16 protein-coding genes are annotated in these 15,223 nt (G+C 68.7%); 4 read left to right on the forward strand and 12 right to left on the reverse strand.

Annotated features, from left to right (window positions below):
- The 4 genes from ACXJKR_RS09160 to ACXJKR_RS09175 all read right to left on the reverse strand — a co-directional run.
- On the reverse strand, positions 1-987 hold a 987-nt coding region (locus ACXJKR_RS09160; protein WP_457322579.1), incomplete at its 3' end, for an HlyD family efflux transporter periplasmic adaptor subunit.
- A 76-nt stretch (positions 988-1,063) separates the two neighbouring features.
- On the reverse strand, positions 1,064-3,436 hold the full coding sequence (locus tag ACXJKR_RS09165; protein ID WP_457322581.1) for a type I secretion system permease/ATPase: 2,373 nt from the start codon (positions 3,434-3,436) through the stop codon (positions 1,064-1,066).
- Positions 3,437-5,227: an O-linked N-acetylglucosamine transferase, SPINDLY family protein gene (locus ACXJKR_RS09170; protein WP_457322582.1), complete on the reverse strand. Its 1,791-nt coding sequence runs from the start codon at positions 5,225-5,227 to the stop codon at positions 3,437-3,439.
- Between the two features lie 263 nt (positions 5,228-5,490).
- Positions 5,491-6,000 carry a DUF1993 domain-containing protein gene (locus tag ACXJKR_RS09175; RefSeq protein ID WP_457322583.1) on the reverse strand — a complete coding sequence of 170 codons (510 nt, stop codon included), beginning with the start codon at positions 5,998-6,000 and terminating at the stop codon, positions 5,491-5,493.
- 80 nt (positions 6,001-6,080) lie between these two features.
- On the opposite strand from ACXJKR_RS09175, the gene ACXJKR_RS09180 reads away from it, so the two are divergent.
- From ACXJKR_RS09180 to ACXJKR_RS09190, 3 genes are read left to right on the forward strand one after another with little or no spacing between them, the layout of a single operon-like run.
- Positions 6,081-7,088, forward strand: coding sequence for a D-2-hydroxyacid dehydrogenase family protein (locus ACXJKR_RS09180; RefSeq protein WP_457322584.1), 1,008 nt, complete (start codon positions 6,081-6,083; stop codon positions 7,086-7,088).
- A gap of 23 nt (positions 7,089-7,111) precedes the next feature.
- Complete coding sequence (locus ACXJKR_RS09185; protein ID WP_457322585.1) at positions 7,112-7,663, forward strand: chromate transporter; 552 nt, start codon at positions 7,112-7,114, stop codon at positions 7,661-7,663.
- On the forward strand, positions 7,660-8,202 hold the full coding sequence (locus ACXJKR_RS09190; RefSeq protein ID WP_056196499.1) for a chromate transporter: 543 nt from the start codon (positions 7,660-7,662) through the stop codon (positions 8,200-8,202). Before ACXJKR_RS09185 ends, ACXJKR_RS09190 begins: the two co-directional genes overlap by 4 nt.
- Before the next feature lie 4 nt (positions 8,203-8,206).
- On the opposite strand, the gene ACXJKR_RS09195 is transcribed toward ACXJKR_RS09190, so the two are convergent.
- Positions 8,207-8,671, reverse strand: a complete 465-nt coding sequence (locus ACXJKR_RS09195) for a hypothetical protein (RefSeq protein WP_056196495.1) — start codon at positions 8,669-8,671, stop codon at positions 8,207-8,209.
- 111 nt (positions 8,672-8,782) lie between these two features.
- A complete protein-coding gene (locus ACXJKR_RS09200) occupies positions 8,783-9,760 on the reverse strand; it encodes a GlxA family transcriptional regulator (protein WP_457322586.1) in 978 nt (325 codons plus the stop codon).
- A 72-nt stretch (positions 9,761-9,832) separates the two neighbouring features.
- On the opposite strand from ACXJKR_RS09200, the gene ACXJKR_RS09205 reads away from it, so the two are divergent.
- Positions 9,833-11,035, forward strand: coding sequence for an aminotransferase class III-fold pyridoxal phosphate-dependent enzyme (locus ACXJKR_RS09205; RefSeq protein WP_457322587.1), 1,203 nt, complete (start codon positions 9,833-9,835; stop codon positions 11,033-11,035).
- Between the two features lie 4 nt (positions 11,036-11,039).
- Here ACXJKR_RS09205 and upp read toward each other — a convergent pair whose 3' ends face one another.
- The 6 genes from upp to ACXJKR_RS09235 form a co-directional block, all read right to left on the reverse strand.
- Positions 11,040-11,672 carry a uracil phosphoribosyltransferase gene (gene upp, locus ACXJKR_RS09210; RefSeq protein WP_056196489.1) on the reverse strand — a complete coding sequence of 211 codons (633 nt, stop codon included), beginning with the start codon at positions 11,670-11,672 and terminating at the stop codon, positions 11,040-11,042.
- 33 nt (positions 11,673-11,705) lie between these two features.
- Entirely contained in the window at positions 11,706-12,443 is a 738-nt protein-coding gene (gene rlmB / locus ACXJKR_RS09215; RefSeq protein WP_056196486.1) for a 23S rRNA (guanosine(2251)-2'-O)-methyltransferase RlmB, read from the reverse strand.
- 15 nt (positions 12,444-12,458) lie between these two features.
- Positions 12,459-13,250 carry a polysaccharide deacetylase family protein gene (locus ACXJKR_RS09220; protein WP_457322588.1) on the reverse strand — a complete coding sequence of 264 codons (792 nt, stop codon included), beginning with the start codon at positions 13,248-13,250 and terminating at the stop codon, positions 12,459-12,461.
- Complete coding sequence (locus ACXJKR_RS09225; protein WP_457322589.1) at positions 13,250-13,972, reverse strand: DUF1624 domain-containing protein; 723 nt, start codon at positions 13,970-13,972, stop codon at positions 13,250-13,252. Before ACXJKR_RS09225 ends, ACXJKR_RS09220 begins: the two co-directional genes overlap by 1 nt.
- Before the next feature lie 6 nt (positions 13,973-13,978).
- Positions 13,979-14,281, reverse strand: a complete 303-nt coding sequence (locus tag ACXJKR_RS09230) for a hypothetical protein (protein WP_457322590.1) — start codon at positions 14,279-14,281, stop codon at positions 13,979-13,981.
- 181 nt (positions 14,282-14,462) lie between these two features.
- A complete protein-coding gene (locus tag ACXJKR_RS09235; RefSeq protein WP_457322591.1) occupies positions 14,463-15,074 on the reverse strand; it encodes a DUF4124 domain-containing protein in 612 nt (203 codons plus the stop codon).
- Between the last annotated feature and the right edge of the window lie 149 nt (positions 15,075-15,223).

The following is a 15,223-nucleotide window of genomic DNA, read 5'->3' on the forward strand; positions in this document are numbered from 1 at the left end:
GTAGGTGACCTTGCCTTCCAGTCCGCCATAGGTGTTGAAGTCATAGCCGGCCAGCTTGACCTCGGCCGTCTGGCCCAGGCGGATGAAGCCGATGTCCTTGGGCTTGATGCGCGCCTCCACCAGCACCTTGGGACCGATGGGCGAGATTTCCAGGATGGGTGCGCCGCTGGCAATGACGCCACCGACGGTGCCGGACTTGATGCTTTTGACGACCCCATGCACGGGCGACTTCAGCACCGTGCGCGTCAGCGCGTCCTGGCGCACCACCATCTGCTCGTCCATCTGGGCCATTTCGCTTTGCACGCGCACCAGTTCCTGGCTGGCTTCCTGGCGGTAGCGCGACAGGCGCTCGGTGCGCTGCTGCTGGATCTCGTTGACCTGGCGGTTCAGCCGCATGACCTCCACGTCGCTCATCAGGCCGCTGCGGGACATGTCCTGGGCGAGCTTGAGCTCCTTGGAGATCAGCCCGAGGCTGCGGTTGATGGCGCCGACCGCCTCGTCCAACAGGCGCTTGCGGGCGTCGAAGGATTCGGCCTCGCCCTGGGCATAGCGGGCCTTGGGGTCGATGCCGGCGGGCCAGTGGATGCTGACGCGGCCATTGGCCTCGGCATCCAGGCGCGCCGCCGCGGCTTTCAGGGCCAGCAGCTTGGCCTGGCCCTCGTTCTGCTGGGCTTCGACACGGGTCGGGTCGAGGAAGGCCAGGTCTTCGCCGGCCTGCACTTCCTGGCCTTCGCGCACCTTGAGTTCGCGCAGGATGCCGGCGTCCAGGCTGGCGATGACCTGCTCGCGCCCATCCGGCACGATGCGGCCGTCGCTGCGGGTGATCTCGTCCACCTTGGCCAGGGCCGACCAGGTGATGGCCACCGTGACGACGGCGCACAGCAGGTACAGGGCCCAGGTCGCGCGCGGCAGGGGCTCGTCGATCTGGGCGGCATGAAGGGCACTGACGAACAGGCCTTCTTCCTTGCTCAGGGCTTTGGCGCTCATACGCTATGTCCGCTCGGCCGCCCGAAGGGCATTGCCACCCCCTCGGGGGGCAGTGAGTGAAACGAACGTGGGGGCTTCATACGCTCGCGCTGCGCTGCACGGGTTGTGCAGACGGATGCATGTGCACGCCCTCGCCACCCTGGGCGGGCGCGGCCGGGCGCACGCCGGACAGCGCCGCCAGCACCTGGTCGCGCGGGCCGTCCATGACGACACGGCCGCCATCGACGACGGCGATGCGCTGCACCAGCTCCAGCACGGCCGGGCGGTGGGTCACGACGACGAGCGTGGCCGTGCCGGCTGCGTCACGCAGCTGGCGCAGGAAAGCCATCTCGCTTTGCGCGTCCATCGAGCTGGTGGGCTCGTCCATCAACAGGATCTGCGGCTTGGTGACCAGGGCCCGGGCCAGGGCCACGAGCTGGCGCTGGCCGCCGGACAGCAGCTGGCCCATTTCGCCGACCGGCAGGTCCCAGCCCATCGGATGGCCGGAGACGACGCGGTCCAGGCCGGTCAGCTTGGCCACCTCGACGAGGCGGCCCGCGTCCAGGTGGGCGCGGCCCATCAGCACGTTGTCGCGCAATGTGCCGACGAACAGGCGCGGCTCCTGGCTGACGAAGCCGACGCGGGCCCGGTACTCTGCCGGGTCGACCTGGCGCAAATCGATGCCATCGACCTCGACCATGCCTTCGGTCGGCTGGTAGAGGCCGCCGAGCATGCGCAGGATGGTGGACTTGCCGCTGCCGATGCGGCCGAGGATGGCGACGCGCTCGCCGGCCTCCAGGCGCATKGTGACGTTGCGCAGCACCTTGGGCGCCGCCGACTCGCTGGCCGCCTGCTGCTGGCCGTGCTGCGGTTGGGGCGGGTAGCTGAAGCCGACGTCGTGCAGGCCGACCTTGCCGGTGACCTGGGACAGCGGCACGTAGTTGCGGCTGCTGTCGCGCTCGACCGGCGCATTCATCATCTGGTTGAGCGCCATCATGGCGGCGCGAGCACCCTGGTAGCGCGTGGCCAGGCTGACGAGGCTGCCCAGCGGCGCGATGGCGCGGCTGGCGAACATCACCGAGCCGATCAGCGCGCCGGCCGAGATGACGCCGTCATGGATCAGGTAAACGCCCCAGATGAGGATGATGAGGTTGACCGCCTGCTGCAGTGTGCTGGACAGATTCATGCTCCAGCTCGACAGCGCGCGCGAGGTCAGGGCCGTGTCGGCGACGATGGCCGTCGTGCGCTCGTAGCGGCGCACGAAGCGGCCCTCGGCACCCGAGGTCTTCAGGTCTTCCAGGCCCTCGAGGGACTCGACCAGGGTGCCGTGCAGGTCGGCAGTCTCCTGCATATTGGTGCTCATGGCCTTGCGCAGCGCCCCCTGGATGGCCCAGGACAGGCCCATGATGAGCGGCACGGCCAGCACCAGCACCCAGCCCAGCGGCCCGCCGATGACGAAGGTCATGCCGATGAAGATGACCAGGAAGGGCAGGTCCGACAGGGCCGACAGCGTGGCGCCGGTGAAGAACTCCCGCACCATTTCCACCTGGGCCAGATGGGCGGCATAGGCGCCGGCGGAAGCCGGCTTGTGCTCCATGCGCACCCCGAGGGTCTGGCGGTAGAGCTTGGCGCCGATGACGAGGTCGGCCTTGCGGCCGGCCAGGTCGATGAGGTGGGAGCGCAGCTGGCGCGCGAACAGGTCGAAGACCAGGGCCACCGAGGCGCCCACGGCCAGAGTCCACAGCGTGACCATGGCTTGATGGGGAATGACCTTGTCATAGATGACCGAGGTCACCAGGCCCGACACCAGCATCAGCACGTTGGACAGCAGGGCCGCCAGCATGGAAGCGCGGTAATAGGGCGTGAAGCGCTTCAGCGTGCCCCACAGCCAATGCGATTCCAGGCCCTTGTCGGCCAGCTTCAGCAGCGGCGCCTCCGAGCGCGGGGCCGAGGCGGTCTCCTGCGGCGACACGGCCAGCATGAAGCCGCTGTACTCGGGCTCCAGTTCGGCGGTCGTGGCCGGCACGGCGGCGGCTTCGGGGCCGGGGAACACCACTTCGTAGCGGCAAGCACCGGCGGCCACCGCGGCCGGATCGTCCAGGCGGCGCACCAGCACGCAGGCGTCGCCGCCGTTGAGCAGCAGCACCGCAGGCAGCAGCAGGGCATGGATGTCGTCGATGCTCTTGCGCAGCAGGCCGGYGTTGTAGCCCGCTTCGCGCATGACGCGGATGGCACCGTCGGGCGCCAGGGCACCTTCCACCGGCGCGCCGGCGCGCAGTGACTCGGGCGAGCGCGGCTTGCCATGGTGGCGCGTCAGCCAGGCCAGGGCCTGCAGCAGCGGGTCGCCGGCGGGCTGGTTGCTCAGGTTCTCCAGCGGGTCCGGCGGCGGCGCCGGCTCGCCATTGGCGGCCAGGCGCAAGCCCGGCGCCTGCGGCTGGCCGTCAAAGAAGGGGTCGTGCTGACGCGGCATTTAGGCCTTCTGCCTCGCATCGAGCGCAAGCCGCTCGAACTCTTGCTCTATATCGCGCACGATGGCCGGGATGTCAAACAGCGGCGAGCTGCGGCCGTACTCCGCCAGGTAACGCTTGTAAGAAGCTGCGCGGGCCGGCTGGTTGCCGATCTGTACGGCACGCTGCTCGTATTCCTCGATGGTCGTCGTGATCAGGTCGGGCAGGCCGACGGCCGTCAGCAGGCTGCCGGCCATGCGCGAGATGTAGGTACGGCCCGAGCGGGTCAGGATGGGCGTGCCCATCCACAGGCAGTCGCTGGCCGTCGTGCCGGCGTTGTAGGGAAAGGTGTCCAGGAACAGGTCGGCCAGCGTGAAGCGGGCCAGGTAGTCGGCCGGCTGGGCGCGACCGGCGAAGACGAGGCGTTCGGGGGCGATGCCCTCTTCCACCGCAACGCGCTGCAGGTTGGCCTTGGCAAACGGGTTGTCGGCCAGCAGCCACAGCACACTGTTCGGCACCTGGCGCAGCACGCGCATCCAGCAGCGCCAGACCTGCTCGCTCATCTTGTGGTTGTTGTTGAAGGCGCAGAAGACGAAACCGTCCTCCGGCAGCCCCATCTCGGCACGGCTGGGCGCCGGGTTGGCGGCGCGCGTGCGGTCGCTGACCTGGTAGCAGTGCGGCAGGTAGATGGGTTTTTCGGTGTGATACGGCAGCGACTCCGGCGGCATCACGAAGCGGTCGGCCAGGATCCAGTCCACACCCGGCAGGGCCGAGGTGGCCGGCAGGCCCAGGTAGCTGACCTGGATGGGCGCGCCGCGATAGGCCAGGATGCCGGGGCGCGCGCCGCTGGTCAGCCCCTGCAGGTCGACGAGCACATCGATGCCAGCCTCAGCAATCATCTCTGCGGCGCGGCGGTCAGGCACGCCGTGCAGCGGCGTGTAGCTGTCCATCGCCCCCTTGATGCGGGCGCGTAGCGGCGTGCCGTCCTCGCGGCTCCAGCTGAAGGCGTGGATCTCGAACTTGGCTTTGTCGTGCAGCTCGTACAGCTCGGCCGTCAACAGGCCGACGGCATGCATGTGCAGATCGCCGGACAGATAGCCGATCTTGATCTTGCCTTCGCGCTTGCGGCCCTTGTGCAGCGGTGGCTCGGTGACCTTGGTGACCTTTTCCAGCACGAAGCGCTGGGCGGTCAGCAGTTGCAGGGCCGGGTCATCGCTCTCGTCCAGCATGCCGAGCAGCGAGGTGCTCATCAAGAGGTGGTTGTGCGTGACGTCGCCAAAGGTCTGGTAGACCGGCCAGGCGCATTGCTTCTGGCGGATGTGCACGTAATGCTGGGCCACGTCGCTCTGGCGCGGGTCCAGCTCCAGCGAGCGGCGCATCAGCGCCTCGGACTCGTCATAGCGCTTCTCCTGCTCCAGCAGGCGGGCGGCGTTGTTGAAGGCGTGCAGGCGCAGGCTCAGCGGGTCGGTGCCAAGCGCGTCGGGCGCCTCGTTGTCATAGACGGTGCGCCATTCGGCCAGCGCCTCTTCCATGCGCCCCTGGTGCTCGAGCTGGTGGCCGAGGTTCAGGCGCGCCTGGGCGAAGGCCGGTGCCTGTTCGAGCGCCATGCGGTAGACGGTCTCCGCCTCCTCATGGCGGCGCAGTTCGCCCAGGACGGCACCCCAGTTGAAACAGGCCACATGACGCAGCGGCGACGCGGTGGCGCCGACCCAGTTCTGGTAGAGCAGCGCGGCCGCGTCCAGGGCGCCGGCCGCCTGCAGGCGCGAGGCGGCCTCCATGACCTGGGGCAAAGGCCATTGGCCGCTGCGGGCCAAGCCAAGCCATTGCTCGAGAAGGGCAATACCTTGGGGCGGGGCAGCGGGAGGCGTCGACATGTCCATGCGGCGGGCGGTGTGATCGGATGTTCCGCCGATTTTCAAGCCGCGCCGCCAGGTTGGGCGCGGGGAATAGGCTGCGGATTGCGCAGCATTTCCCGCCCCGGGCACCTCAAACTGGGGAATCATGCCCCGCCGCGGGCAGGCGGCAGGGCCTTCGCGAGGCGTCAGACAGGCCGTAGTGGCCTGTCTTCGGTCCCCGCTCAGCCACCCAAATAGTCCGACTTGCCCAGCGGCACGCCGGCATGGCGCAACAGCGCGTAAGTGGTTGTCGCGTGGAAATAGAAGTTGGGCAGGGCGAAATGCCGCAGATAGGTCGAGCCATCGAACTTCAGTGGGTCACCGCTGCGGCGCGGGATGACGATCTCGCGCTCCTCGCTGCCGGCGAAGGCCTCGGCGGGCACGGACAGCACAAAGTCGCGGGTCTTCTTGATGCGCTCGGCCAGCTCGTCCAGCGTGGCTTCGTTGTCCTCGTACTTGGGGATCTCCTGGCCCCCCAGGCGGGCCACGCAGCCCTTGGCGGCATCGCTGGCGATCTGGATCTGCTTGGTGAAGGGCAGCATGTCGGGCGCCAGGCGCAACGTCAGGTAGACGTCGGTCGAGAACTTCCTGGTTTCGGCATGGGCCTTGGCGGCCTCCAGCCAGGTCAGCATATTGCCCAGCATCTTGGYGAATGCCGGCGCGCTGGCGGCGTGCATGGAAATCGGGGTCATCGGGTGTCTCCTTGAGGGAAAGCGATGGTAGCCATGCAACCCTGACCCCTGCTGAGCACCGTGCACAATCCCCTGCAGCTATGAACGTGATCATCCTGGACGACTACCAAGACGCCGTGCGCAAGCTGCGCTGCGCGGCGAAGTTGGAGCCCCTCAACGCCAAGGTCTTCACCAACACGGTCAAGGGCATCGGCCAGCTGTCCGTGCGGCTGCGCGATGCCGAGGTGCTGGTCCTGATCCGCGAGCGCACCACCTTCCCGCGCCAGTTGCTCGAGAAGCTCCCAAAACTCAAGCTGATCTCCCAGACCGGCCGTGTCGGCAGCCACATCGACGTCGAGGCCTGCACGCGCTTAGGAATTGCCGTGGCCGAGGGCGTCGGCAGCCCGGTGGCGCCGGCCGAGCTGACCTGGGCGCTGATCATGGCCTCCATGAGGCGGCTGCCGCAGTACATCGGCAACCTGAAACATGGCGCCTGGCAGCAGGCCGGGCTGAAGGCTGCGTCCATGCCGGCCAATTTCGGGGTCGGCATGGTGCTGCGCGGCAAGACGCTGGGCATCTGGGGCTACGGCAAGATCGGCCAGCTCGTGGCCGGCTATGGACGCGCCTTCGGCATGAAGGTCATGGTATGGGGCAGCGAGGCCTCGCGCCTGCGCGCCGAGGCCGATGGCTACCAGGCCGCCCCCAGCCGCGAGGCCTTCTTCGCCGAGGCCGACGTGCTGTCCGTGCACCTGCGCCTGTGCGACGCCACGCGCGGCATCGTCACATCCGAAGACCTGGCCCGGATGAAACCGACGGCGCTGTTCGTCAACACCTCACGGGCCGAACTGGCCGTCGAGGGCGCGCTGGTGTCGGCACTGAACCGCGGCCGGCCCGGCATGGCCGCCATCGACGTCTTCGAGAGCGAACCCATCCTGCAAGGCCACCCGCTGCTGCGGCTGGAGAACGCCGTCTGCACGCCGCACATCGGCTATGTGGAGCAGGACAGCTACGAGCTCTATTTCGACGCGGCTTTCGACAACGTGCTGAACTTCATCAATCAGCAGCCGACGAATATCGTCAACCCGGACGCACTGAAGGTCCTGCGCTGAAGTCCAGCGCTGAGGAAGCGGCCTTGAACCGTCCCGAATCCCTGACGGAACTCTTCCTGGCGTTCTCAAGGCTGGCCCTGCAGGGCTTTGGCGGCGTGCTGGCGATAGCCCAGCGCGAACTGGTCGAGCACCATCACTGGATGAGCAAGGAGGAGTTCGTCGAGACCCTGGCCATCGCCCAGGTGCTACCCGGGCCCAATGTGGTCAACCTGTCCATGATGATCGGCGACCGCTTCTTTGGCCTGCGAGGCGCCGTCGTGGCGCTGGCCGGCATGCTGGTGGCGCCCGCGATCATCGTGCTGGCCCTGGCTGCCGCCTTTGGCCAGCTGGCCCGCCACCCCATGGCCATCAATGCGCTGCGCGGCATGGGCGCGGTGTCGGCCGGACTGATCCTGGCCACCGGCATCAAGCTGCTGCCGGCACTCAAGAAGAGCCCGTTGGGCCGGCCGCTCGCCCTGGGCCTGGCCTTGACGGCTTTCGTGCTGATCGGTCTGCTGCGTTGGCCGCTGGTCAATGTGCTGGCCCTGCTAGGCGGCAGCGGCATGTTCCTGGCCTGGTGGAGAACACGGCCATGACAACGCCCGTCGATCTTCTCGGCCTCTTCCTGCATTTCCTGACGCTGTCGCTGCTGTCCATCGGCGGCGCCATCACGACGGTGCCCGAAATGCACCGCTACCTGGTCGACAAGACCGGCTGGCTGAGCGATACCGACTTCACGTCGTCCATCGCCCTGGCACAGGCGGCGCCAGGTCCCAACATCCTGTTCGTCGCGGTGCTGGGCTACAACGTGGCCGGCCTGACGGGCGCGGCGGCTGCGATGGCCGGCATCATGCTGCCGTCCAGCGTGCTGACCGTGACGGCCACGCGCTGGGCGCGCGCCAACCGCGAGCACATCGTGCTGCGCGCCTTCTCGGCCGGCATGATGCCGCTGACGCTGGGGCTGATCATCGCCACGGGCTGGCTGCTGGCCCTGCCTTTCCTGCGCGCCGACGAGCACCGCTGGAGCACGCTGGCGATGATTGCCGTCACCGTGCTGCTGACGCTGAGGACGAGGCTGGGCCTCGTCTGGATGGTGCTCGGCGGTGGCGTGCTGGGCGCGCTGGGTCTCGTCTGAGTTCTCAGACGCCCAGGCCCGCCTGCGTGGTCACGGAGCGCTTGCTGACGGGGGACATGCCCAGCGTCACCTGCGCATAGACCTCGTCGGAGCGCGGCATGATGATGGGCGTGTGGATGTCGGCCCAGCCGACGATCTCGGTGCCGGCGTCCTCGTCGAGCTTGGCGGTGTCGATGGCGCGCTTCTCGGAGTAGTTGACGCTGCCCGCGGCCAGCACCGAGACGGCCTTGTAGGGGCGCAGCAGCAGGCCGCCGGCCAGCCAGGTGAAGGTGCTGATCAGGTCGTCGGCACCGCCGTCGCCGGAGGGCAGATGGTCGCCGGCGAGGTCTTCGCCAAAAAGCTCGATCTCCAGCCGATAAGTGCGGCCGACATCGCTCGCGTCGAAGGTCATCGTGCCGGCGACGGTCACGTCGCGCTTGCTGCCATTGACGGCGCCGAGGGTGATGGTGGGGGTGGAAAGCGTGGCCATGATGGGCTCCTTGAGTCCGTTGGATCAGGTCGATGGCTCGCCGAGATGGCTTGCCTGCCTGTACTGACGCAAGGCAGCGCCCGCGGGGATCAACCCCGCGTTGGTGAAAGTTCACCCTGCGCCGACGCCACCCGGCCGAAACGCCGCGGGCGGGCGGCCCAGCAGCCGCAGGAAGGCGCGCCGCATGCGCTCGGTACTGCCGAAGCCGCATTCCAGCGACACCCGCAACACCGACGCCGAGCCGCCCTCCAACGCCGCGCGCGCCGCTTCCACGCGCAGCCGCTCGACCGCCTGCGCGGGCGTGGCGCCCGTCTCGGCGTGAAAACAGCGCGCGAAATGCCGTGGGCTCATGCAGGCCCGGGCGGCCAGCTCGTCCACGCGGTGATCGCGCTTCAGGTCGCGCCGCACCTCGTCCAGCAGCGCGCCGAAACGGCCGTCGGGGCGCTGCAGGTCCAGCAGCGGCGAGAACTGCGACTGCCCGCCGGGCCGCCGCCGCTCCACGACGAGCTGGCGTGCGGCCTCCCGCGCGAGGTCTTCGCCATGATCGTGGGCCAGCAGTGCCAGGCAGAGGTCGATGCCGGCGGTCATGCCGGCGCTCGTCCAGAGTTCCGGCAAGCCAAGCTGGCGGACTGCGGGCTCGCGGACGTAGATGCGGTCGGGCTGCAGGCGCACGGCGGGAAAGTCGGTGGCGAACTGCCGGCTGCGTGACCAATGCGTCGTGGCCGTGCGCTCATCCAGCAGGCCGGCGGCGGCCAGCACGAGGCTGCCGCTGCAGATGCTGGCGACGCGCGCGCCCGATTTGCTGGCCCTGCGCAGCCAGGCAATGAGGCGGCCGTCGCGGCAGGCGGCGTCCACGCCATCGCCGCCGATCACCATGACCAGGTCGAGATCTCCCAGATGGCGCGGCAGCCCCTGCACCGGCCAGGCCACGCCGGCCGAACTGTGCACGGCAGGCGGCGCACTCGCCACCAGCCGCCAGTCGTAGCTGCCCGGCCGCGCCAGGCGGGCGAGCTCGAACACCGCCATAGGCCCGGCCAGGTCGAACTGCTGGAAACCCGGGAAGAGCACGAAGGCGATGCGGCAGGTCATGCCGACATGATGGCAGGAAAGGTGGGAACTGCGTCATGGCGGCCATGGGCCAACCCACACAAACTGCTGGCCATGGACCACGAAGCACCCACCATGACCGACCCCGGACACGACCTCATCACCATCACCCGCCGCCCCGACACGGTTTTCGTCTCGGGCCAGGGCGCCTGGCTGACCGACGAGGGCGGCAAGCGCCACCTCGACCTCGTGCAGGGCTGGGCCGTCAACAGCCTGGGCCACAGCCCGGCTCTCATCACGCAGGCCCTGCTGGCGCAGTCGCAGCGGCTGCTGAACCCCAGCCCCGCCTACTACAACCGCCCGCTGCTGGACCTGGCCGGGCGCCTCGTGGATTCAAGCTGCTTCGACCGTGTCTTCCTCGCCAGCTCGGGCGCCGAGGCCAACGAGGGCGCGGTGAAGCTGGCGCGGCGCTGGGGCAGCCGCATGCGGAACGGCGCTCAGGAGATCATCGGCTTCGAGCAGGCTTTCCACGGCCGCACGCTGGCGATGATGAGCGCTTCGGGCAAGCCGGGCTGGGGCGAGCTCTACCCCCCCATGCCTGGCGGCTTCGTGAAGGCGCGGCTCAACGACATCGCTTCGGTGGAGCGCGCAATAACGCCACTCACGGCGGCCGTGATGATCGAATTCGTGCAGGGCGAGGCGGGCGTCGTTGTGGCCGACCCGGGCTTCGTGCGCGAGCTGCGCGCGCTGACGGCCGAACGCGGCGTGCTGCTGATCGCCGACGAGGTGCAGACCGGCATCGGTCGCTGCGGGCATGCCTTCGCCTACGAGCACTTCGGCATCGAGCCCGACSTGATGACGCTGGCCAAGGGCCTGGGTGGCGGCGTGCCGCTGGCGGCGCTGCTGTGCAAGGAAGCTTTCAACTGCTTCCTGCCCGGCGACCAGGGCGGCACCTTCTGCGGCAACCCGCTGATGGCGGCGGTGGGGCTTGCCGTGGTCAACGAGGTCTGCCGCGAGGAGTTCCTGGCCGGTGTGCGCGAGCGTGCGGCGCAGTTGTCCGCCGGGCTGCAGGCCGTCGCGCGCGATCACGGCTTGCTGGGCGAGCGCGGCCTCGGGCTGCTGCGGGCACTGGTGCTGCCGTCAGACGTCGCGAACGAGGTGGTGGCAGCCGCCCAGGCGCTGGCGCCGGTGGGCCTGCTGCTCAATGCGCCTCGCCCTCACCTGATCCGCTTGATGCCGGCGCTGAACATCAGCGCGACCGAGGTCGACGAGGGGCTGGCGCTGTTGCGCCGGGCGCTGCGCGAGGTGTTGCGTTGAAGGCCTAGCCTTGCGTGGTCCCGAAGATCTTGTCGCCGGCGTCGCCCAGGCCCGGGATGATGTAGCCCACGTCGTTCAGGTGGCTGTCGATGGCCGCCGTCCAGCAGCGCACATCGGGATGGGCCGCTTGCAGGGCCTTCACGCCCTCGGGGGCGGCCACCAGCACCAGGGCGCGCACGTCCTTGCAGCCGCGGGCCTTCAGCAGGTCGACGGTGGCGATCATRCTGCCGGCCGTGGCCAGCATGGGGTCGATGATCAGCGCCGTGCGGGCGTCGAGGTTGCCGACGAACTTGTCGAAGTAGTTCACCGGCTTGAGCGTCTCGTGGTCACGCGCCAGGCCCACGACCGAGACCTTGGCGTTGGGCAGGATGTCCAGCACACCGTCCAGCATGCCCAGGCCGGCGCGCAGGATGGGCACGACGGTGACCTTGCGGCCCGCGATCTGGTCGATCTCGGCGGGGCCGCTCCAGCAGTTGATCGTCGTCTTCTCCAGCGGGAAGTCGGCCGTCGCCTCGTAGCAGAGCAGCCGCGCCACCTCGCCGGTCAGCTCGCGGAACTTCTTCGTCGAGATGTCGACCTCGCGCATCAGGCCGATCTTGTGCTTGACGAGGGGGTGCTTGACTTCGATGACGGCCATGGCGGGCTTCCTATTTTTTCTGAATAGTCAGAATTATCGACGTTGACGCAGGGCCTCGTAGAGGCAAACCCCGGACGCAACCGACACGTTCAGGCTTTCGACGGCGCCGGCCATCGGGATGCGCACCAGTTCGTCGCAGGTCTTGGCCGTCAGCTGGCGCATGCCCTCGCCCTCGGCGCCCAGCACGAAGGCCACCGGACGCTTCAGGTCCAGGTCGTAGATGGAGCGCTCGGCCTGGTCGGAGGTGCCGACCACCCAGATGTCGCGTTCCTTCAGCTCATTCAAGGTCCGTGCCAGGTTGGTGACCATCAGATAGGGCACGGTCTCGGCCGCGCCGCTGGCCACCTTGGCCACCGTGGCGTTCAGGCCCACGGCACGGTCCTTCGGGGCGACGACGGCATGCGCGCCGGCGCCATCGGCCACGCGCAGGCAGGCACCGAGGTTGTGCGGGTCGGTCACGCCGTCCAGCACCAGCACCAGCGGCGGGCCTTCAACGGCGTCCAGCACGTCGTCCAGCGAATGCAGCTGGGCCAGCGCCTGCACCCGGGCCACGACGCCCTGGTGGCGCGGGCTGCCGGCGATCTGGCTCAGACGCTCGTCGTTGCTCTCCACCAGCTTGGCGCCGGCCTCCTTGGCACGCTCGACGAAGGCGCGCATGCGCTGGTCGCGCCGGGACGGGTCGAAATGGACCTCGGCGACCGAGGCCGGATGGGTCTTGAGGCGGACGGTGACGGCGTGGAAGCCGAACAGGACGGACTTGGGGGAGCTCATGGCCGCATTGTCGGTTCAGCGGCCGGCCTGCTTCCTCGCGTTCTCCATGACGTTCACGAAGCTGTCAGTCCAGAAGCGCGCCTTGTTCTTGGCCAGATGGTCCAGCAACTGGTCATGCGCTTGACGCGTGACGCTCAGGTGTTCTGCACCCACGCCGTGAAAGAGCAGCGACACCAGCGCATGCTGGGCCGCCGCCTTTTCGACCAGGGCGATCAGTTGCTCGCCGCTCCAGCCCTCGACGAAATAGACCGGCATGGCATAGGGGTCGAGCGCGGCAGCATCGGTAACCATGGCCGGGCCGGCAGCCCGGTAGGCGACGAAATGCGGCTTCAGTGCCGCGACGAAATCCCGGCCGCCGGCCTGCATGTCCAGGCACGGGGGCGTGAACGTGCGGCGGGCCTTGCCGTCCAGCGCTTGCAGCCAGGTGTTGGCGGCGATGACCTGCTCCTGCACCTGGGCCGGCATCTGGCGCTCCAGGTCGCGCTGCGGCTGCACCCACTCGCGGCCGGGGCCTTTGGCCGAGCAGCCGTGAAAGAGGCTGTGGTTGCCGAGCTCGTGGCCCGCCGCGGCGGCGGCCTTCCATTCGTTCTGCCGGCCGGGCAGCGTCGGCCCGTTGATGGGAATGTAGAAACTCGCCCTCAGGCCGCGCTTGTTCAGCGCCGGCACGACATGATCGAGCTGGCTGTCCAGCGCGTCGTCATAGCCCAGGCTGACGGCCGCCTGCGCGCCGTTCGGCCACACGAAGGGCACCGCCTGGACGGTCCAGCTCATCATCAGGCCAGCGGCGGCCAGAAGCAGTGCCCGCATCACGATCCTTTCAGCACTTGAACAACCATCAGCACGCCGATCAACACCGGCTGATGGACCATATAAAAACTCAACGACCAGCGCCCCAGCACAGCCAGCGGCCGCGGCGCGCTGCCGGTCCAGAGGCCGGGCCAGGCACGCGTGACGGCAAAGCCGACCAGCATGACGCCCAGCCACGGCAGCACCGGCACATAGTCCTCGGTGATGGGCTTGTGGGTGACGAGGCCGACCCAGTTGGTCCAGCGCGTGTCGAAAAAGGGCAGTTGCACCAACCGTGGCGCCGCAACGGCCAGCGCGGCCAGCACCAGCAGCACCGCGTTCGGCAACCGGCTCAGGCCCATCCGCAGCAGCAGCAACATCACCGCGATGCCATGCAGCACGCCAAAGCTGATCCAGCTGTTGGGGAACATGAACCACGAGCCCAGCGAGACCAACGCCGCGCAGCCAGCTACCTGGCTCCAACGCTTCCAGAAGCGGCCAGCGCCCTGCCCCGCCAGCACCGCAAGGGCCTGGCCGCCGCCGGCGCAGAACAGGAAGAGGCTGACGATGCAGATGCGCTGCCAGGTCCAGACCGGGTCGCGGTAGAAGTCCTGGCGGATCCAGCCGAAGTGGTTCAGGTCGAAACCGAAGTGGAACGCGGCCATCCAGACGATGGCCAGGCCGCGCAGGGCGTCGAGGCGATCGGAACGGGGGGGCGATGGGTCGGCGGCGGCCGTGGGCATGCAGGGCTAGGGAGTCGGCGAGGACGCCGGATTCTGACGCCTCGGCACATAGCCCCGCTGCACGAAATCGGTCTGCATCAGCCCCTGCATCGCGAACTGCGGCCCGCGCGCGCCACGCGCCCTGGCAGCACGGCGATGCGGCGGCGCCAGCGGTGGCTGGCTGGCGGCGTTTTCGGCGGGGCGCGCCGAAGCCGGCACGTCGGACGCTGCCGAGGCGGCGGGGCTGGGGATCTCCACCCCATTCGGTTGCAGGTTGCGCGCCGGCAGGGGCACACCACTCTTCTCGCAGGGCTGGTCGGTGTAGCGCACCTGCCCGTCCACTTCACACCGCCAGACCTGCTGCGCCCAAGCACCGCCGCATGTCAGCCACATTGCCAGACACATTCCCAACCCTGCAGCCAAGCGGTTCATCGTGGATCTCCACGCAGCCCCGGCAGCGCGCCGACTGCGCGCAGACCATCGGCAAACGCCGTGCCCCCACGGGTGAGCGCTAGGAAGCCGGCGCGGAGGCGGGGTTTTGAATTCTTTGCAGTCGCTGCTGCTGGCGACGCTGCATCTTCTCCTCGGCGATGCGGCGGCGGTTGATGCGGTCACCCTCGTCGGGGTCGGCCGCACTGTGCATGGCCTCGGCGCGAAGGCGCGCGTCATAGCGGGCGCGATCGCTCAGCTGCGTCTGCGCCGCCTGGGCCTCGCGGCTGATGACCCAGTCGGCCTCGCGATAGCGCCCCTGCCCTGCACGGCACTGGCGCACGCGGCGCACCTCGTCCTGCAGGAACTGGCGTTCCGCATCGCCCAGCGTCGTCGAATTGGCGCGGACTTCCATGCCACGAATCTCGCCGTCACCGGGGCAGGCATTGCCCGCCGTCGCGATGGGCGCCGAAGCCGCGGACGCTGCTCCCATGGTGGCGCGGATCAACTCCGGCTTGAGGCTCTCGACGACATTGGGCTGCAGGCTGCGCTCGGCTACCGGCTGGCCGCTGCCCGGGCAGGGCTTGTCGCTGAAGCGCACCTGACCGTTCAGCTCGCACTTCCAGACCTGCTGCGCGCCAGCGCCAAAAGGCAGCAGCGCAAGGCCAATCGCCAACCCCAAGCACGAACTCACTCGCCGCATCTCAAACCATCCCTTTGAATTCGATCCTCGCACAACGCGCCACCGAACCATGCGCCGACAGGCCAGGCGCTGGATGCGACGCGCTGCCCTGTCGATGTTCTTTACAGTCGAAGTCGAGCGCCAAGGCCACGACCTCCCGG

It is taken from the genome of Roseateles sp. P5_E11 (assembly GCF_054049355.1).